Below are 18250 nucleotides of genomic sequence, written 5' to 3' on the forward strand. Positions count from 1 at the left end.
GTGCCATGTTGATTTCTGACCGTGATATACGAGCCCTAGTAGCTCAAGGCAAAGTCGTGCTGGATCCCTGGGACCCGGACGCGGTGCAGCCCGCCTCCGTGGACATTCGCCTAGATCGGTACTTTCGCCTGTTCGATAACCACAAATACGGCTTGATTGATCCCTCAAAGGAGCAAGCTGAGCTGACTCGCCTGGTGGATTCTGGCGACAAACCGCTCATCTTACATCCCGGCGAATTCGTGTTGGGTTCTACTTTTGAACACGTGACCCTGCCCGATGACATCGCGGCGCGTCTGGAAGGGAAATCCTCGCTGGGGCGGCTGGGGCTGCTGACCCACTCGACTGCGGGATTCATCGATCCGGGCTTTACCGGGCATATCACCCTGGAGCTGTCCAACACAGCGACCATGCCGATTGCGCTGTACCCAGGCATGAAAATCGGTCAGCTGTGCTTCTTCCAAATGTCCTCTCCCGCCGAGGCCCCCTATGGCTCAGGGGCGAAAGGCTCCCGCTACCAGGGGCAGCGCGGTCCGACTGCCTCGCGTTCTTACCTGAACTTCACGCAGGTAGAGGTCCCGGAAGGACGCGGGATTGTAGCTGAAGCTCATTGCGACCCAGAACTGTGAACTGCTTTTCCTCGGTCACCAGGGACGGCGCGGAAACGCTGCCAGATGCCACGACACGTCGTCGAGCCTACCCCCGCGACTGAATAACGTCCCTGCAGCGTCACCTCGGTAACGGTCGGGCAGATTTAGGAAGGAAAAAATCATGTTGTCACCTGCCAATCGCCACGATTCTTTGGATTTGTCAGCTGCGCAGCCGTTTCACTTGCTCGCGGTTGCCGATGACGTGCAGCCTGAAGAAATCGACATTCTGGCAGGGCAAATTTGGACCGAGTGTTCCCGCTTGGGACCGGGACTTTTAGAGCTCAAAAAAGAGGCATATCTGACCGGTCCTTGGGATTTGACGCCGGAAGCGATTGTGGGGTTGGGGCTGCCCAGCCGCCTGAAGTTCGCGTATTTGGCAGGCGTTCCTGCCCTGCGCGGGAAACCCGTGCCGCAGTGGTTGCAGGGGCGGGACCCCTTGTGGGACGCGTTTCGAGAAGGCGGTCCGGAAGGGCTGGAACTCGAAGTTTTACAGGGGCTGCGGCGCATGGCACGGCGGTTGGCTGGCGCCTTGCGGTTCTCGACCGGTCCGATTATCGTCCCGGATCCAGACTCCGCGGTGAGCTTGCGTGTACTGTCCGAAATTTGGTTGGAACCAGCGGCCTGTCTCCAGGTGGTGCAGCGAGCCTTGCCTATCGCCGCCCTGCTGATGGGAAACGAAACTGAACAGACCCAGCGCCGCTCGGGACCTAAACCCCCTCGCCTGACCACCCCCGAGGAACGCGCCAACTATGACCCCGACGGCTTGCGCTCGCGCATTCAAGCCGGGGTCAGCCCGGACGAGCGGGCGTGGCTACATGCGGAAGCAGAAGCCTATGACGAAGCTGCCATGTCTATGCCCCTGATGGTTGACGCCTACGCGATTGCCGCTGACGTAACCCAAAAATCGTCCGTTCACGTGGTGGTGCAGGGAGAAACTGCTATCCCCCCGGCCTTGGGACATGCTGAAGACGGCTGCGTGAGCTACGCCATTTCTTGGATAGCCCCAGAAATCACCATCACGGAGGAAAGCAGGCTGAAACGGGCGATGCGTCTGGATCGGCTGACCGTAATTGACACCATCGAAGCTGTCGCCAGACAACTGGCAGAAGCAACCAATGGGGTCATTATTGACGAGGACGATTTCGTCGTTACTCTCTAAGTCCGGAACCAGATGGAACGCGCCCTTGCCTAGGCGCTTTCGATGCCGATGCCGGCTTCGCTGTGCTTGTTTACCCACCACTGACTAGCGGTACGCACGGTGAAACGCTTGATAATGGCGAGCAATACCCCGGACAGGACCGCGAAAACGATGGCTTGTGCCAACCCGACTTCCACGTCATCGTCCTGCGGAGGATTAGCTCCGGTGGCCATCCTCCATCCCAATTTGACGATGTTGTCGCTGACCAGGCCCGCCAGGCCCACAGCCGCTACATTTACAACTTTTTCTCCGATGTCCACGTTTTCTCCTTAAATCCTTGTCAGGTTTACACCAAACAACAGCGTCCCCTCCATGTTATCGGGTCAAGACTCGGTTCGGTCGAGAGTACCGTCGCGGGTTTTGTCGGTGTAGTCGCGCGTGCGGGACGGGCTATTCTCCCAAGGAATCTTTCGGCAAACGGTATTCGTTGCCCAGCCGCAGCGAGGGTGCTATCAGACCTTGTTCGCGCTTTTTCTCCAATAGCGTCACCATTTCGTCGCGCAGCGTCCACGGGTCGACCGAGTTGAGGTAAATCCGGGTGGAGCCTTCGAAACCTGCCAGGGTCGAAGTGCGCTGTTTTAGCAGGATACGGAACCGCAGTGGGACATCGAGGTCAACAGGTCGGTGGTACCATTCCTCGTTGGTGGGGACGGCGGGTCCTACCGCACAGTGCAGTGCGTGTAACACGTCAGAAATCCCGTCGACCTGTTCCCGAGTGTATTCCCACGGCAACAGTGCCGGTCCCAGGGGCCAGACTGCGATGGTTTGGTAGCGGTGTCCAAAGTCAGCGAACCCTACTGCGTAGTCGTTACCCAGAATCATCATTTGTCGGTGCGTCACATAATGCAGGATTCGGCGGTAAATCGCTGGGTCTGCCGCCACACGCGCAGCTTCAGCTTCAATCTGGACCCCGTATTCATCCACGGCTACCAGCTGTTTATGCAGGTGGTCAAAGGATGCTCCGGCTGGTCGCAACCAATTTTGGAAAGCGGTGACGTATTTCACGGCAGGATTCAATTTGTACAGGTCTTGCAGGGTGGCGATGGTGTAGCCGATGTAGGCGCGGTGTTCAGCCACGCTCAAAGTCCCTGCCGAAGCGTTTTGATCCGCCCTGGTCGCTCCGTCCACGTAGTGACGCCGTGCCACGATTACGTCGTGTCCTCCGGCGAACAGACCGGTGGCGTACTGCAGCAAAGCGTCATCGGGGATAGTTTCCAGGTGGTCCTCACCGGACGCCTCCAGGCGCATTTTCACTACGTGCAAGACGTGATCATATCCCGCTGCGGAGGCCAGGTAATCTGCCATGCGCCGGTTTTGGGCCTCAGTGGGGTAGTGGTTGTGGTTTTCGTGCCAATAATCATAGGAAACAATCTCAAAAAGGTTGGGAATACGCCGAAACTCCGCGACCATGTCTTGCATGGAGGCGGCGGGCAGGCCCTCGATTTTGTGGAACTTTGCGTCCAAACCTTTGACCAGCCGGGATTTTTCCGGCGGGGTGTCAAAGTAGCGGTCCGTGCAAAAGGCGCAGGTGTTGGTGAAGTCGGAGGGCTGCAGCAGCGGTGCCGGTTCCGTGACTGCTTCGCGATGGAAGTGGGGGCGATTCCCGCGACTTGTTACTGTCCATACTTGGGTTCCGGTCAGGGGATTGCGCTGTTTGATGGTGCCGTCTGCCATTCGGTCCATCGGGTCGGGGGTCAGCTGGAGAGGGTTCTTATCCTTCATGATGAACAGTAATCCTTTGGGGTTGGACCTCGGCTCACATATCGAGCCAGGCTTTCGCTTGGCCGGACACATCTTCGAGTACGGCTTTGGCATCATTCGCCAGTTTGGAAGGCACAAAAATATGGGTGTGATAGATTCCGGAAAAAATGTTTGCCGGGATGGAGCGGGAGGACAGCACTTGGGCAATCCCAGAATTTAATCCGACCACGTCCAGGGATCCGGGCGCTGACAAGGTGATAATCGTGTAGGGGTCGGCAGTGCTCAGACCGGCACGAGCAGCTTCTTCCAAAGTCACCCCGATGGTAATGCCTTCCGGTTCACGGATTAACGCCACCGGTTCCACGTCTGGAGGTAGCTGGGTAACACTGGCAAACACGTACTCCACCCCGATGCGGGGGTTAATCTGAGCCAGCATTTGTTCGTATGTGGCGTTCTCGCTCATAAAATCCTATTCAATCGTTTCTCGGGGTCTTTCCCGGTGACGTAACCTTTTCATTCTAACCGTCCTGGGGCACTATTGTCCGGAGCCTCGGGAACAGTATGTCAGTTAGTGAAAAGGAAGTCGTGTGTCCCCTGGAGAATTGGTGCGAAACAGACTAATAGTTATTAAAATATTTAACTAATTTCTGAGGGTGGCAAGTCACTATGGAGAGCCTCCGGAGGGGCGCATACTATCAGTCGTGTCACGTCCAATTTAAGCCCGGCTGAGTCGCTGGTTTTGCCGGGCGCAAGCGTTGCTAAATCCCCCTCGCGAGTCAACGACCAGTGTTGACCGCGGCGCTGGAACGCCCCGGTGTCACATCCCTAGCCTCAGCCACCAGCGATTCCGCTGGTGAAGCGTACTCCATGCCAATCAAAGTGGCATTATCGAAATAAAACGAGGTCACGGAGGCCAGGGCGCACTCGCGTTTCCGCGGATCGTGAACCAAAGATTTGCCCTCCACAAAACGTCGCAGCGTCCAAATCGGCAGCTGGTGAGAAACCACCAAAGATTCCCTACCGGGGGGAGTCAAGGCCCTCGCGTGAGCCACCGCGCGAAACATCCGCTGAACGATGTCCCGGTAATGCTCCCCCCAAGACGGCAACCAAGGTGCCACGTACAGCGGCCAGTATTGCGGGTGCGCCAAAGTCAGCGAGGAACGGTGAATCTTTTGACCGCGCAATTTATTGCCCGCTTCGGTCAGACGCGAATCGAGGTGAACAGGCAGCTGGAAAATTTCGGCCGCGGGCGCGGCGCTTTCCTGGGCGCGCTGCAGAGGAGAGGACATAATCATGGCAATATCGCGGTTTTCCGCTGCCAGCCAGCGAGCTGTTAGCGTCGTCATTTCCCGCCCGCGCTCGGTCAGCCCAAAGCCGTCGAGCCGCTCGTAGAGCACCCCTTCCGGATTATCAACTTCGCCGTGTCGCATCAGGTGGACGGTGGTCAGAGCCATGGTTCCTCTCTTCAGGGTTGATGGTCAGTGGTGGTGATGGGTGTGGGACAGTTATCGGCGACGGGGAAACCGGGAACGCCAAATCCGTCCGGGGACGTGTAGAATCCGGCGAATCACGTATCTCCAGAGGACTCGCAGCGTCCACAGGAAACCTATCGTGATGGCGGGCAGGTAGCGACTGCGCACCTTAATGGCAATATCCAGACGGCGGTGCGCGAAATCATAAATCGGCCAGTGGCGACGTTTGGCAATCCGGCGCAACTTTGGTTCGGGATTGACCACACAAGGGTGTCCGACCAGGTTAAAAAGCTTTTCATCAGACATGGAATCGGAATAGGCATAGCACTGTTTCAGGTCGTAGTCGTGTTCCCAAGACAGTTCCAGCACCGCTTTGGCTTTCATGGTGCCGTGCATCAGAGACTGCGGCATCTTTCCGGTGTAGCGTCCCCGCTCATCGACTTCCACCACCGTGCCCAGAGCCCCGGTCAACCCCAAACGATGCGCCATAGATTGCGCAATTTCCCTTGGGGTAGCGGAAACCAGCCAGACATCGTGCCCAGCATCGAGGTGTTTTTGGATGATCTTTAATGCTCCTGGAAACAAGCGTTCCTGCAGGAAACGGTCATAGAGTTCCTCTCCGACCAGCACCAAATCCGATTCCAGTTTGCCTTCGATAATCTGCAGGGACCGTTTTTTTACCTGCTCCACGCGATGGATGCTTTCTCCGAAAATGACGTAAAGCAGGGCTTGGCGAGCCGCAAAAACAAAGAAATCCAGCCCAAAGTAGCCGCGGGAATACAAATCCCGTGCCAGATACCAGGTCGAGGCACCACGGATTAAGGTGCCGTCGACATCAAAGAAAGCTGCGATTTTCGCCACGTATTAATCTTACTGAAGTGTTTTTTGAGACGCTCAAAAACGTGCGCGGGCTCGGAAAAATCCGAGCCCGCCGACGTCTACTTCTTATTACGACGCTGATGACGCGTCTTCCGAAGCAACTTGCGATGCTTCTTTTTCGCCATCCGCTTGCGACGCTTCTTAATGACGGAACCCACGCCGACCTCCTAAAATAACTGCTGCCACCGAACACGCGGCAAATAACCACACAAGTTTACCTTTTTCAGACACCCTAGCCAAAATGAGAGAACCTGCGCGCGCGCGACGACACCCCAAACTATTGCGCGACGGCTTCGTCATCGTTGCCAATCATCCAGTTGTCTAGGTTTGACGCAGAGAGCTCCTCGACAGCTTTCAACGGTACTCGAAACGAACGCTTGACACGAACAGCGGGAAGATCGCCAGCATGAACCATACGATAAACGGTCATCTTCGAGACCCTCAACAAGTCCGCAACTTCCGCTACGGTGAGGAACCGTGGTGCCTGGCTCTGAGTCATTCCCGTCATCCTAAATTTGCCTAGACGCGCGACCGGAGCCACTTTAGTCTCACACTCAACACGCGCTACATACAAAAATATATCGGTAATTTACCTAAAAGTGTTAGTTCTTCACCCCCGATTTTCTCTAAACCTCCGATTTTTGCCGAAATTCCTCCCTTTTGACGGACGGGTATTCCAGTTTTGGTCTGGCAAAGGGTAACGTTGTAACCGAGTTTTCCGCACGGGGGCTTCTCAGGGCTCCGTTGGGACAGCGAAAGCTTACCCGAAAAATCAACCGGAAAATCCCTGTCAGGAAAAGGAACGGGCGAACTTGAAGTTTTTTGCGAACCTGCGCGAAAAAAGCGGGAAGTGGTTTGATGAACTGGCCCGTCGAGCCCCCGCTCGCCTGACGCTCGCGGTGTTCCTCTCTATCATTGTCGTCCAAACTGTTCTCCTGTCCCTGCCGATTGCTACTCGCGATCCAGGTCATGCTCGCTTTATTGATGCGCTGTTTACCAGTACTTCCGCAGTGTGTGTGACCGGTTTGACGGTGGTGCCTACCGATACCTACTGGTCGCCGTTTGGGCTAGTAGTCATCATGCTCGGCGTGGAAATCGGGGGACTTGGTGTCATGACCCTGGCATCGATGCTGTCCTTGGCAGTATCGCGCCATATCGGTCTGACTGCTCGCATCTTGGCTGCCGGGGAAAAGAAATCTTCCCTCGGGGAAGTCGGCTCGCTGGGGAAAATGGCGCTGCTGGTGTCAGTTTCGGTCGAATCAGTCATTGCCCTGATGCTTTTCCCGGAGTTTATCCGGCAAGATTACGGCATCGGCTTGTCAGCTTGGTATGCCTTGTTCATGGCGGTCAGCGTGTTTAACAATGCTGGTTTCGTCATCGTGCCGGGCGGGGTGGAACAGTTCGTGGCTGATTTCGGCATTATTGGTCCCATGTGCCTGGGAGTTTTCATCGGCGCTATCGGTTTCCCGGTTTCCCTCGATTTGGCACGCAATTGGCGGCGGCCTAAACACTTGAGTTTGCACTCGAAACTGACCATCACGACCTACCTAGCGCTGTCGGTAGTGGGCGGCGGAATCAACGGGATTATCGAGTGGGATAATCCGCGAACTTTGGGGGCTTTGGATTTGCCGGGGAAGCTCCTGGCAGCTTTATTGGGGGCGTTTAACGCCAGGTCACTGGGGGTTTCCACGATTGATGTGGGTTCTATGCACGAGGCGTCTTGGTTCGTTTCTTCCATCATGATGTTTATCGGGGGTGGTTCGGCGTCCACCGCCGGGGGTATCAAGGTCACGACTTTCGCGGTGATGGTCCTGGCAATCGTGGCAGAAGTGCGTGGTAATCGTGACATTGAAGCGTTCGGGAGGCGTATTGGTCCGTCAACGGTGCGCCTAGCGGTGGCGGTTGTCGCGATGAGCGCCCTGGTCATAGGGTTGTCTACCGCCACGTTGCTGCTGTTGACGAATTTGCCGTTGTCAGAAGCTCTTTTTGAGGTCAATAGTGCGTTCGGGACTGTCGGTCTGTCTACCGGCGTCACCGGTTCCCTCCCGGATTCAGGAAAAATTTTGCTGTCCCTGCTGATGTTTACCGGTCGGGTGGGAACCATGACCTTCGGGGCTGCCCTCGCCATGCGGAACCGCCGTCGGGTGATACGATTTCCTGAAGAAGCCCCCAGTATCGGATAGGCATGCAGCGGGAGTAAAAAACAATGGCGATGACGAATTGGGCGTTCCCCAGTCTGGAGACGAAGCCGGGGGCGTGGCGTCGCTACTGGGTGGTGCTGGTGGCTTTCCCGGACCTGTTTCGGGAAGTTTTTGCAGATTCGACCCTGGAGGCCTTTTGCCTGGGAATGGTAGATGACCCTTTGAGTCGGAAGTTGTTTGTCTCGTATATGCGCTCCCATGCCCGCAAGGAACGTCATGCTCTCAAGGCTTTGCAAAACGGCACTGATGTGCGTGATATTCCTGGTGCCACCCCGGTAATTCAGCAGTTTAAAACTCGCTTTGAGGAGCTTCGCCGCGAGAACGTTCAGGGGGTTCCAGAACAGAAACTGCCCCTGCTGGTGGAGCGGCTATCTACGGCTGCGTGTGATTACACGTTTTGTGAAAATCTGCAACCGCGAATTGCGGATCGGGTCATCGGTCCGAGTGGTCGAAAAATCGCGGACGCCTTAGCGCAGCAATGGCTGGATTATCCCCAATTAAAGTACCTCAACCAGCGTTTTCACCCGCGGGCGCAACACCTGAGGTTTGATTCTCTGGATGCCGTGACTTTCCGTCAGTCCTCCGTCCCCAGCGCTGTGCAGCGGACTGCTGGGCAGTTGCCGCGTTATGTGGAAGCTCATGGGGGGACGAATCCGCAAACTTTCCCTTATATATCGAGTTTCATTGGTCCGGTGCCGCCCATCCCCGATCCAACTTCCGGTTTGCGCTTCCCGCAAGCGCCGTTGCGGCAGTTTGCCTGTACACGCGACCTGTTTGATCCGACGTGGGCTGGCAGTCCGGAACAAGCGCGGGAGCTGCCTTTCCGTTTTGAGGAGATTCCTCCGCTCAGCTTTGACCGGGTCTATCAAGTGAATACCCTGCAAGACTGGCGTGAACTGGTTAGGCGCTATCCGCTAGAGTTTACCAACCCGGATGTGCGGCAAGAATTCCAACGCTTGAGCGGTAAAGACGCACTCTTTCTGGGGGTTGATTGGGACCGAGTCCGTCGCGACTATGACGTGGTGTTTTTCGGTTTCAGAGCAGTTTTGGATGGCGCCGATGTGGGTGTGGACCTCGAAGCGAGTGAATTGGGTGAAGTGGCGCAATCCTGCACTGGAACCCGTCTCACTGCGCTTATGTATCGAGTGGTGCCGGGCTCGACTTATTGGTTGAATCTCTAAGCTTTCACTCAGGGGCGATTAGCAAAATCTTCGAGCAGCTTTCCGTCTCCCGACACGATAATCAGGTCATTAGCTGCCACCACGGTGTCAGGTCCGGCGTATTCAAAGTGCTGTCCGGGTGAGATAACACCTAGGATGTTAACCCCGTAGCGACGGCGCACATCGGATTCCAACAGGGTGAATCCTTGAATTTCTGCCGGGGGGCGCATCTTTACGATCGAGAAGCCTTCGCGGTCCATCTCTACGTAGTCCAGCATTCTGCCGTCAACCAGGTGCGCGGTGCGCCTTCCGGCATCAAATTCTGGGTAAATGACGTGGTGGGCACCAATACGACGCAGGATTTTGCCCTGTTCTCGACTGATGGCTTTGGCCCAAATCTGTTCCATCCCCAAGTCGACCAAGTTAGCGGTAATCAGCACCGACGCTTCCAGAGCGCCCACACCCACCACGGTGGATGAAAAATCTTTGGCACCCAACTGTTCCATCGCGTCCAGCCGGGTTGCGTCGGCTTCTACCACGGGAAAGAGCGGGGAAAAACGCTCGACTTGTGCCGGGTCATTTTCAACAGCCAGAATTTCGCGGTCCAAAGAATTCAGCGTCATCGCGACCGCGGATCCGAAACGACCCAAGCCGATTACCAATGTTCCCGAGGACTTTTCCTTTTCAGCCACCCTCAAAGTTTACCTGTTTCATGCCTTGCGGTTGGCTTTCTGGCGGGATTGTGGCGGTTTTCGAGGGATTTTTGACATCGCGCGGCTGCGGCGGGGAATCACCCCAAAACAATCTTTTGTCCTGACAAATACCCCTTTTGAACACTAAATGCCAGCTCAAACCCAACTCTGGACGAAAAAATCTGGAAAGAACCTAATGAAGTCGAAAACCAACCGATAGTTACGGTTGTCGCCAAGGTAACCGGCAACGGTGTCTTGGGGTCAGAGATTATGGCAATCCAAGGATGGGATGAAAATGAGTGAGCAACTCGGTGGCACAGATAAGCTGCAGACGCCTCAGATGTTTGCAGTGGCGGTGGCTTCCACGGCTGGTCGCAGTGCCTACGATAATGTTCCCGCTTTTCCCAAGATTGTCGCCCCCAGCAATGTGAATCGGGCAGACGCCAATGCGCGGGCGTTTAACTCCGGAACGTTGGCTGACGCGGTAAACAGGCTGGTAGGGTTCCCTCCCTTTAATGTTCCCGCTTCGGGTATTGTGGGGATTCTTAGTTCTCGCACGGTGGCTAACCAGGGTTTCGTCGCCTAGCGAGGCGGGGTTGGGTCAGATTCTTTTTTCTTCATGATGTTCTCCTTTCGGGGCAAGGCGTCCGGGTTACTTTCCGGGCGCTTTGCCCTTTCTGGGTTTGATTTCACGAGTCCGCTGCGCCAGTTTTCGTTTTGGTTTTCTTTTTCGGGAATAAATCCGCACCTAGATAAGTTGAGTTAGATAGACTCAAGTTTTACAGCCTCGGGTAGACAAGGAAAATTGGCTGAGATAAACTTGAGTCGTTAGAACTCAAGATTGCTGTTCTTGGGTTTGAAATTTAAAGAATACGAACACACAAAGAAAAAGGGGAGAAACACAATGGCAAAAGCAGTAGGCATCGACTTGGGAACCACAAACTCGGCTCTGGCAGTTTTGGAAGGTGGTGAACCTACGATTATCGCTAACGCGGAGGGAATGCGTACCACACCTTCCGTGGTGGCGTTCTCAAAGACAGGCGAAGTCTTGGTAGGTGAAGTTGCCAAGCGCCAGGCGGTCACGAACGTGGACCGCACCATTTCATCGGTAAAGCGCCACATGGGCACCGACTGGAAGATTGACATCGACGACAAGCAATACACTCCGCAGGAAATCTCGGCTCGCATCCTGGGCAAACTCAAGCAGGACGCCGAAGCCTACCTGGGTGAAAGCGTGGAATCTGCCGTCATTACAGTTCCGGCATATTTCAACGATTCGCAGCGTACCGCGACTCAGGAAGCGGGCAAGATTGCGGGTTTGAAGGTACTGCGTATCATCAACGAGCCGACCGCTGCGGCGCTGGCTTACGGGCTGGAAAAAGGTAAAGAGGACGAGCTGATTCTGGTCTTTGACCTGGGCGGCGGTACGTTCGACGTGTCCCTGCTGGAAGTTGGTAAGGACGACGACGGATTTTCCACCATTCAGGTGCGCGCCACCAATGGCGACAACAAACTGGGCGGTGACGACTGGGATCAGCGCATCGTTGATTGGTTGGTTGACCAGGTAAAGACGAAGGACGGCGTGGATTTGTCCAAGGACAAAATCGCACTGCAGCGTCTGCGCGATGCTGCTGAGCAGGCCAAGAAGGAACTGTCCAGCGCAATGAGCACGAACATTAACCTGCAGTACCTGTCCATGAGCGAAAATGGACCGATTCACCTGGACGAGAAGCTCACGCGCGCAAAGTTTGAAGAAATGACCGCAGACCTGCTCAACCGCTGCAAGACTCCGTTCAACGCGGTTATCAAGGACGCCGGCATTAAACTCAGCGAAATTGACCACGTGGTGTTGGTCGGTGGTTCCACCCGGATGCCTGCCGTAACCGAGCTGGTCAAGGAGCTGACTGGCGGTCGCGAGCCGAATAAGGGCGTGAATCCCGATGAGGTCGTGGCAGTGGGGGCAGCTCTCCAGGCGGGCGTCATTGAAGGCGACCGCAAGGACGTTCTGCTCATTGACGTGACCCCTTTGAGCTTGGGTATTGAAACCAAGGGTGGCATTATGACCCCGCTGATTGAGCGCAACACGGCTATCCCGACGAAGCACTCCGAGGTCTTTTCGACCGCCGAGGACAATCAGCCTTCCGTGCTGATTCAGGTCTACCAAGGGGAACGTCAGTTCGCTCGCGACAACAAGCCGCTGGGCACTTTCGAACTGACCGGAATCGCTCCTGCGCCACGCGGACTGCCGCAAATCGAAGTCACTTTTGACATCGACGCTAACGGTATCGTGCACGTTTCGGCAAAGGACCGCGGCACTGGTCAGGAGCAGTCCATGACCATCACCGGCGGATCTTCCCTTCCGAAGGACGAAATTGACCGCATGATTAAGGAAGCCGAGGCGCACTCTGCGGAAGACAAGCAGCGTCGTGACGAAGCTGAGGTGCGTAATGGTGCTGAACAGGCCGTTTACCGTATCGAGAAACTGCTGAAGGACAACGCTGAAAAGCTGCCTGAGGACGTGGTGGCTCCGGTGAAGGAATCTTTGGAACACCTTAAGAAGGCTAACGAAGGTGAAGACATCGAAGCTATCAAGACTGCGATGAGCGAACTGGAGGAAAAGGCCCAAGCCATTGGACAGGCTCTGTACGCCCACGCGCAGGAAAACGAGTCGGCGCCGGCGGACGGTGCTGCTGCGGAACCTAACACCGCCTCCACCGATGATGACGACGTTATCGACGCCGAAGTCATTGATGAAGACGATGAGGGTGATAACAAGTGAGCGAGGACAAACTTAGTCAAGAGGCCCGCAAGGCGTACGCCGAAGCTCAGAAAGAATTCGATGAAGCCGCTGCCCATGAAGCCGAAAAGGCCAGCGCGACACAGAATTCCGCAGAGACTGAGGTCAAAGCCAAGTCTGGCTCCAAGAACGGCAAAAATGCCGACTCCGCGGCGGAGCATTCCTCACACAGCCATGTTTCCCCCGGTGACTCTGCTGGTCACGAAAACGGGGGCGCGGCTCAGGCGGGTGGACAGCCCGCCGCGGATGAAGCGGATGAGCTGACCGGCGAGTTGGCTCATGCCCAAGAGGACCGTATCGCGACGCTAAACCAAGACCTCGATCGCGCCAAGGATGACTTGGCGCGGGCGCGGGCGGATTTGTATAACCTCCAACAGGAGTACAGCAACTACGCCAAACGCACCAAGGCGGAAATCCCCCAGCAGCAAGAAGCGGGGGTCGCCTCGGTGGTTGATGCCCTGATGGGAGTGTTGGACGACATTGATTTGGCTCGTCAGCACGGAGACTTGGAGGGTCCGTTTGGCGCGGTGGCTACCAAATTGGAGTCCACTTTGCAGACGCGGTTTAAAGTCAAGCGTTACGGAAAGGTCGGCGACACCTTCGATCCGAATCTGCACCAGGCCATTCAAATGGCTCCGGGTGCAGATGACGGTGGCGAACATATCATCGACGCGGTGGCGCAGCCGGGCTACCTGATGGGAGAACGGGTTCTGCGCGCTGCCATGGTGGTGGTGGGAGTTGAGAAAAGTCCCTCTGCCGACCAAACTTCAGAGGCATGAATCGTGAATCAAGAAATGGAAAGGGGGTAAGCGATGGGCACCAATGATTGGATTGATAAGGATTATTACGCCGTCCTGGGAGTCTCAAAGGACGTGACGGATAAAGACCTGAAAAAGGCCTATCGCAAGTTAGCGCGTCAGTATCACCCGGACCAGAATCCCGGCGATAAAGCGGCTGAGGAAAAGTTTAAAGAGATTGGCGAGGCTTACTCGGTTCTCTCCGATTCCGAACAGCGTCAGAAGTACGATGCCTTGCGAGCGATGGTCTCTGGCGGTCCTCGGTTTCAGGCTGGGGGGTCCCGCCACGGTTCTGCCTCCGATTTTGAGGACGTGTTTTCGGCAATGTTCTCTGGCGGTTACGGCGCTGGTGGTAGCACTTACGGTGGTGCCGGTCCGGATTTGAGCGACATCCTCAACACTTTTACCCGCTATGCGGATAGTGCGGATGGAGCTGGTCCGGGTGCATCTTACGCCGGATTTGGACCAGGCTTTTCGGGTCGTTTTCCGGGAGGAGCCCGACCCACGGCTGACCCAGGTTACGGTGCCGGAGCATCCACCGCGGGGGCGCGCAAGTTCGCGTTCCGTGCCCAAGACGGTGCTGACCTCACGGCTTCCACGAAACTGACCTTTAAACAGGCGTATAACGGCGCCACCATTCGGCTCAAGCTGCACGGTGAAGTCATTAGCGTGCGGATTCCTCCGGGGGTTCGGGACGGGCAAAAGATTCGCCTGAAGGGTAAGGGTAAGCCAGGCATAAACGGTGGCGAACCGGGCAACCTGGTGGTGACCTGCAGTGTTTCTCCGCACCCCTTCCTGCAGTTGGATGGGAAGGATTTGCTGTTCACTCTGCCCATTACTTTTGCGGAAGCCGTCAACGGGGCACTTATTGAAGTACCGCTGCCGGATGGTTCGACCGTGAAAGTTAATGTACCGAGCGGTACACAATCTGGTGAGGAGATTCGGATTCCCGGATACGGCTTGCACACCAAGAAAGGACGCGGGAACTTGCGCTTAACCGTGCAGGTAGCCGTCCCGCAGAAGCTCTCGCGGGCTGCCAAGAAAGCCGTTGATGATTTCGCGGCGGCAACCAGCAGCGCTAATCCGCGCGCCGAGTTAGATCGGAAGGTTGCGCTTTAGGAGATGTCATGAGCCTAATCGATGAGATGAATGCGGCCCTGGCGCTGTTGTGTTCCAACAATCGGCGGCTGGTGGAGACCATTCTGACCAAAGAATTCGGAGGGGCTCACGGCACTGCCGGGCTCAGCGAGGTCGAAGCCCAACAGGTGTGGGTGAAGCCCCGGTTTCGGGTATCTCAGGCCGCCGAAATGATGAGCATCCACCCCCAGACCCTGCGTCAATATGATCGGCTGGGTCTGGTGGTGCCGCGACGCACCGGTGGGGGTGGACGGCGCTATTCGCTGCGGGATTTGGCGCGACTACACCAGGTTCAGAGTTTGTCCCAGGGAGAGGGCGTGAACTTAGAGGGCATTCGGCGCATCATGGATTTGCAGCGCCGCGTGGATGAACTCGAAGCAGAAAACGCGGCGCTCTCCCTGGCGGCAAACCGGCAAAATCGGGTCTTTGCCGCCTCCTCCAGCGGTGAAGTTACGAAACTTAATCGCGGGCAGCGACCCGAAAAGACACAATCAATAGGCTTCCCCCTTGGGGCATCTTCTCAGTCGAGCGCCCTGGTGGTGTGGGGTCAAGAAATCCCGTGAGCACTCTAAATCACAGCAACTGAAACCGGGTAGTTCTGTTTCCCAGGAATTACTGTCTGGTGCTGAATTGTTTCCAAATTACGCAAAGGGTGAAAATCGGTTTTTACCCTTGTGTCGCGGAATACGCCGCCCGCAAATACTGTTTATCTAAGTGCCGAAAAGGCGAAGGGAATGATATCTATGGATCAAAAATTTACGACTAAGTCTCAGGAGGCTCTGGCAACGGCACTGCGTACCGCGGGGGCGGCTGGCAATGCCATGCTTGAACCGATACACCTGCTTTCTGCGCTACTGGAAGACCGTGAAGGAATTGCCTTCGAAGTGCTCAGCAGTGTGGCTGATGCTGACGCTATTGGTCGGGAGGTACGCCGTGAACTGGCGTCTTTACCGGGGGCGACCGGTGAATCTGTGGCGGAACCGCAGCCTTCCCAAGCTATGCTAAACGTCATTAGTGCAGCTGGTGCGAAAGCGCAAGAGCGGGGGGATGATTATGTCTCTACCGAACACTTACTGTTGGGGTTGGCTGAAAATGAGGGCAGAGTCGGCAAGATTCTGCGCGATGCGGGAGCTAACGACAAAAAACTGCGCCAAGCTATTAAAAAGATTCGCGGAGACGCCAAAGTGACCTCCCCGAACCCCGAAGCTACGTTTAAAGCCCTGGAAAAATACGGCGATGACCTGACCCAGCGGGCTATGGATGGCAAACTTGACCCGGTAATTGGGCGCGACAGCGAAATCCGGCGGGTCATTCAGGTGCTGAGTCGCCGCACCAAGAATAACCCGGTGTTGATTGGGGAGCCCGGCGTGGGCAAGACCGCCGTGGTAGAAGGTCTAGCCCAACGTATCGTAGCGGGAGACGTGCCCGATTCCCTCAAGCACAAGCATCTCATTGCTCTTGATTTGGCAGCGATGGTAGCGGGGGCGCAATATCGCGGTCAGTTCGAGGAACGGCTGAAGGCAGTGCTGGAAGAAATCAAGAACGCTGAAGGTGAAGTGGTGACCTTCATTGACGAGCTTCACACCGTGGTCGGGGCGGGAGCCAGTGGCGGGTCGATGGACGCCTCAAACATGCTGAAGCCCATGCTGGCGCGCGGAGAGCTGCGTCTAGTGGGGGCGACGACTTTGGACGAGTACCGCGAGCACATTGAAAAGGATCCGGCTTTGGAACGGAGGTTCCAAACTGTATTCGTGGGGGAGCCCAGCGTGGAGGACACCGTCGCCATCTTGCGTGGCATAGCTCCGAAATATGAGGCTCATCACAAGGTGACTATTGCGGACGGGGCTTTAGTGGCTGCCGCACAGCTTTCTAACCGTTATATTTCCGGTCGTCAGCTGCCAGATAAGGCTATCGATTTGATTGACGAAGCGGCGTCTAGGCTGCGGATGGAGCTGGATTCCTCGCCGGAGGAGATTGACTCTCTGCGCCGAGAAGTGGAGCGGGTCAATATGGAGTTGTCCTATTTGAACGCCTCCGACCCGAACCGGGAGGATCCGGCGACCGAGGGGCGCGTGGCGCAACTGCAAGCCAGTTTGGATGAAAAGCAGGCGCAGCTAGATCGGCTAAACCTGCGGTGGGAAGCCGAAAAGGCGGGTCATAACCGAGTCGGCGAACTGCGCGTAAAGCTGGACGAACTGAATACGGCTCTGGAGCAAGCCATGCGCGAGGGGCGTTGGGAAGACGCAGGACGTCTGCAAAATGGCGAAATTCCAGCGATTCAAGCCCAGATTACGGCAGCGGAAGGCGAGTCCTCGAACCAGTCGAGTGCGGCGGGGCACGCTCCCACCGATTCCGCCATTTCTGGAACAAACAGTACAAAACCTGGTCATCCGGATGCTGGCGACTCGCAAGACGGTCCCATGATTGCTGAGAAAGTCGATGCTGCCGAGATTGCGGAAGTAGTCGCCTCTTGGACTGGAATCCCGGTGGGCAAGCTGCTCCGGGGCGAATCTGAAAAGCTGCTGCACATGGAGGAATACCTGGGGCAACGCTTGATTGGGCAAAAGGATGCCGTGCGCGCGGTGTCGAATGCGGTGCGTCGGGCGCGTGCAGGAGTCTCCGACCCGAATCGTCCGACAGGCTCTTTCCTGTTCCTGGGACCGACTGGGGTAGGCAAGACCGAGCTGGCGAAGGCTCTGGCTGATTTCCTGTTTGATGATGAAAAGGCTTTGACCCGTATTGATATGAGTGAATATGGTGAGAAGCACTCGGTCGCGCGCCTGATTGGTGCCCCTCCGGGTTATGTCGGATACGAAGAAGGCGGTCAGCTGACCGAAGCGGTGCGGCGGCGCCCTTATGGGGTGGTGTTGCTCGATGAGGTCGAAAAGGCGCATCCGGATGTTTACGACATTTTGCTGCAGGTGCTTGATGACGGTCGATTGACTGACGGTCAAGGGCGTACGGTTGATTTCCGCAACGTCATTCTGGTGCTGACCTCGAACCTGGGGTCTCAGTTCCTGATTGATCGTGAGGCTGATCCGGCAGAGGCGCATCGCCAAGTTTTGGATTTAGTGCGTGCCGCATTCAAACCGGAGTTCTTAAACCGTTTGGACGAAACCATCATGTTTGAGGCTCTGTCTACCGAGGATTTGGAACAGATTGTCGACATCCAGATTCACCAGTTGACCACGCGCTTGGCGGAATCTCAGTTGACCCTCGAAGTCACCGAGTCGGCGCGATCTTGGCTGGCGGTCACGGGCTACGATCCGACTTACGGAGCGCGCCCGCTACGTCGCTTGATTCAACGCGAGATTGGCGACCAGCTGGCAGAAAAGCTGCTGGCGGGGGACATTACGCCCGGTTCGACCGTGGTCGTGGACATGCCCAATTTCAGTCCCACAGATTTAATAAAATCTGGAGACTTGAGTGAATTGACAGGACCAATGTCAGACCAATATCGACTGGAGCTAAGGGTAAAAAACGCCCAATAATCCAGTAAATTGCCTGTTCAAGGCGGCGCGGAGACAATTCCGTGCCGCCTTGAGTGGTTTTATGTTCCTGAGAACGCT

19 protein-coding genes are annotated in these 18250 nt (G+C 56.1%); 10 read left to right on the forward strand and 9 right to left on the reverse strand.

The annotated features are described in order from the left end of the window. Window positions 1-5: 5 nt before the first annotated feature. A complete protein-coding gene (dcd, locus tag HMPREF0574_RS06620) occupies window positions 6-626 on the forward strand; it encodes a dCTP deaminase (RefSeq protein WP_004007949.1) in 621 nt (206 codons plus the stop codon). A 15-nt stretch (window positions 627-641) separates the two neighbouring features. Here the strand turns inward: dcd and HMPREF0574_RS09870 are convergent, their stop codons facing one another. Continuing rightward, window positions 642-770: a hypothetical protein gene (locus HMPREF0574_RS09870; protein ID WP_004007950.1), complete on the reverse strand. Its 129-nt coding sequence runs from the start codon at window positions 768-770 to the stop codon at window positions 642-644. Between HMPREF0574_RS09870 and HMPREF0574_RS06625 the strand changes: the two genes are divergently transcribed. Beyond that, entirely contained in the window at window positions 769-1806 is a 1038-nt protein-coding gene (locus HMPREF0574_RS06625) for a hypothetical protein (RefSeq protein ID WP_004007951.1), read from the forward strand. The two genes, HMPREF0574_RS09870 and HMPREF0574_RS06625, sit on opposite strands and share 2 nt — an antisense overlap. Before the next feature lie 29 nt (window positions 1807-1835). Here HMPREF0574_RS06625 and HMPREF0574_RS06630 read toward each other — a convergent pair whose 3' ends face one another. The 7 genes from HMPREF0574_RS06630 to HMPREF0574_RS06655 form a co-directional block, all read right to left on the reverse strand. Further along, the gene (locus HMPREF0574_RS06630) at window positions 1836-2105 is read right to left on the reverse strand and encodes a DUF4235 domain-containing protein (protein WP_004007952.1); all 270 of its coding nucleotides are present in this window, start codon (window positions 2103-2105) and stop codon (window positions 1836-1838) included. A 130-nt stretch (window positions 2106-2235) separates the two neighbouring features. Next, window positions 2236-3567, reverse strand: coding sequence for a DUF4921 family protein (locus tag HMPREF0574_RS06635; RefSeq protein WP_004007953.1), 1332 nt, complete (start codon window positions 3565-3567; stop codon window positions 2236-2238). A 34-nt stretch (window positions 3568-3601) separates the two neighbouring features. Then, a complete protein-coding gene (locus HMPREF0574_RS06640) occupies window positions 3602-4009 on the reverse strand; it encodes an ACT domain-containing protein (RefSeq protein WP_004007954.1) in 408 nt (135 codons plus the stop codon). Between the two features lie 313 nt (window positions 4010-4322). Further along, window positions 4323-5000: a histidine phosphatase family protein gene (locus HMPREF0574_RS06645; protein WP_004007955.1), complete on the reverse strand. Its 678-nt coding sequence runs from the start codon at window positions 4998-5000 to the stop codon at window positions 4323-4325. Between the two features lie 51 nt (window positions 5001-5051). Further along, on the reverse strand, window positions 5052-5879 hold the full coding sequence (locus HMPREF0574_RS06650; RefSeq protein ID WP_004007956.1) for an HAD family hydrolase: 828 nt from the start codon (window positions 5877-5879) through the stop codon (window positions 5052-5054). A 77-nt stretch (window positions 5880-5956) separates the two neighbouring features. Then, window positions 5957-6055 (reverse strand): 30S ribosomal protein bS22, encoded by a 99-nt coding sequence (locus HMPREF0574_RS09535; RefSeq protein ID WP_003792170.1) that lies wholly within the window; start codon window positions 6053-6055, stop codon window positions 5957-5959. Window positions 6056-6174: 119 nt separating this feature from the next. After that, window positions 6175-6405, reverse strand: coding sequence for a helix-turn-helix domain-containing protein (locus HMPREF0574_RS06655; protein WP_004007957.1), 231 nt, complete (start codon window positions 6403-6405; stop codon window positions 6175-6177). Window positions 6406-6709: 304 nt separating this feature from the next. On the opposite strand from HMPREF0574_RS06655, the gene HMPREF0574_RS06660 reads away from it, so the two are divergent. Next, window positions 6710-8080: a TrkH family potassium uptake protein gene (locus HMPREF0574_RS06660; protein WP_004007958.1), complete on the forward strand. Its 1371-nt coding sequence runs from the start codon at window positions 6710-6712 to the stop codon at window positions 8078-8080. A 23-nt stretch (window positions 8081-8103) separates the two neighbouring features. After that, entirely contained in the window at window positions 8104-9279 is a 1176-nt protein-coding gene (locus HMPREF0574_RS06665) for a hypothetical protein (protein WP_004007959.1), read from the forward strand. 8 nt (window positions 9280-9287) lie between these two features. Here the strand turns inward: HMPREF0574_RS06665 and HMPREF0574_RS06670 are convergent, their stop codons facing one another. Then, on the reverse strand, window positions 9288-9950 hold the full coding sequence (locus HMPREF0574_RS06670; RefSeq protein WP_004007960.1) for a potassium channel family protein: 663 nt from the start codon (window positions 9948-9950) through the stop codon (window positions 9288-9290). A gap of 295 nt (window positions 9951-10245) precedes the next feature. Between HMPREF0574_RS06670 and HMPREF0574_RS06675 the strand changes: the two genes are divergently transcribed. The 6 genes from HMPREF0574_RS06675 (at window position 10246) to HMPREF0574_RS06700 (ending at window position 18172) form a co-directional block, all read left to right on the forward strand. Then, complete coding sequence (locus tag HMPREF0574_RS06675; protein WP_236585949.1) at window positions 10246-10536, forward strand: hypothetical protein; 291 nt, start codon at window positions 10246-10248, stop codon at window positions 10534-10536. Between the two features lie 318 nt (window positions 10537-10854). Beyond that, complete coding sequence (gene dnaK / locus HMPREF0574_RS06680; RefSeq protein WP_013188820.1) at window positions 10855-12729, forward strand: molecular chaperone DnaK; 1875 nt, start codon at window positions 10855-10857, stop codon at window positions 12727-12729. Next, the gene (locus HMPREF0574_RS06685) at window positions 12726-13526 is read left to right on the forward strand and encodes a nucleotide exchange factor GrpE (RefSeq protein ID WP_004007965.1); all 801 of its coding nucleotides are present in this window, start codon (window positions 12726-12728) and stop codon (window positions 13524-13526) included. The genes dnaK and HMPREF0574_RS06685 overlap by 4 nt, the downstream gene beginning before the upstream one ends. A gap of 33 nt (window positions 13527-13559) precedes the next feature. Continuing rightward, window positions 13560-14663, forward strand: coding sequence for a DnaJ C-terminal domain-containing protein (locus HMPREF0574_RS06690; protein WP_004007966.1), 1104 nt, complete (start codon window positions 13560-13562; stop codon window positions 14661-14663). 8 nt (window positions 14664-14671) lie between these two features. Further along, a complete protein-coding gene (locus HMPREF0574_RS06695; RefSeq protein WP_004007967.1) occupies window positions 14672-15244 on the forward strand; it encodes a heat shock protein transcriptional repressor HspR in 573 nt (190 codons plus the stop codon). 180 nt (window positions 15245-15424) lie between these two features. Continuing rightward, entirely contained in the window at window positions 15425-18172 is a 2748-nt protein-coding gene (locus HMPREF0574_RS06700) for an ATP-dependent Clp protease ATP-binding subunit (RefSeq protein ID WP_036324950.1), read from the forward strand. The last annotated feature ends 78 nt before the right edge of the window (window positions 18173-18250 follow it).

Source organism: Mobiluncus curtisii subsp. curtisii ATCC 35241 (genome assembly GCF_000146285.1).
GTDB lineage: Bacteria > Actinomycetota > Actinomycetes > Actinomycetales > Actinomycetaceae > Mobiluncus > Mobiluncus curtisii.

Excerpts from the sequence above, each read along its gene's own strand:
- dcd (WP_004007949.1), top strand. The coding sequence starts at position 6 with ATGTTGATTTCTGACCGTGATATACGAGCCCTAGTAGCTCAAGGCAAA.
- HMPREF0574_RS06625 (WP_004007951.1), top strand. The coding sequence starts at position 769 with ATGTTGTCACCTGCCAATCGCCACGATTCTTTGGATTTGTCAGCTGCG.
- HMPREF0574_RS09870 (WP_004007950.1), bottom strand. The coding sequence starts at position 770 with ATGATTTTTTCCTTCCTAAATCTGCCCGACCGTTACCGAGGTGACGCT.
- HMPREF0574_RS06635 (WP_004007953.1), bottom strand. The coding sequence starts at position 3,567 with ATGAAGGATAAGAACCCTCTCCAGCTGACCCCCGACCCGATGGACCGA.
- HMPREF0574_RS06640 (WP_004007954.1), bottom strand. The coding sequence starts at position 4,009 with ATGAGCGAGAACGCCACATACGAACAAATGCTGGCTCAGATTAACCCC.
- HMPREF0574_RS06645 (WP_004007955.1), bottom strand. The coding sequence starts at position 5,000 with ATGGCTCTGACCACCGTCCACCTGATGCGACACGGCGAAGTTGATAAT.
- HMPREF0574_RS06655 (WP_004007957.1), bottom strand. The coding sequence starts at position 6,405 with ATGACGGGAATGACTCAGAGCCAGGCACCACGGTTCCTCACCGTAGCG.
- HMPREF0574_RS06665 (WP_004007959.1), top strand. The coding sequence starts at position 8,104 with ATGGCGATGACGAATTGGGCGTTCCCCAGTCTGGAGACGAAGCCGGGG.
- HMPREF0574_RS06675 (WP_236585949.1), top strand. The coding sequence starts at position 10,246 with ATGAGTGAGCAACTCGGTGGCACAGATAAGCTGCAGACGCCTCAGATG.
- dnaK (WP_013188820.1), top strand. The coding sequence starts at position 10,855 with ATGGCAAAAGCAGTAGGCATCGACTTGGGAACCACAAACTCGGCTCTG.
- HMPREF0574_RS06690 (WP_004007966.1), top strand. The coding sequence starts at position 13,560 with ATGGGCACCAATGATTGGATTGATAAGGATTATTACGCCGTCCTGGGA.
- HMPREF0574_RS06695 (WP_004007967.1), top strand. The coding sequence starts at position 14,672 with ATGAGCCTAATCGATGAGATGAATGCGGCCCTGGCGCTGTTGTGTTCC.
- HMPREF0574_RS06700 (WP_036324950.1), top strand. The coding sequence starts at position 15,425 with ATGGATCAAAAATTTACGACTAAGTCTCAGGAGGCTCTGGCAACGGCA.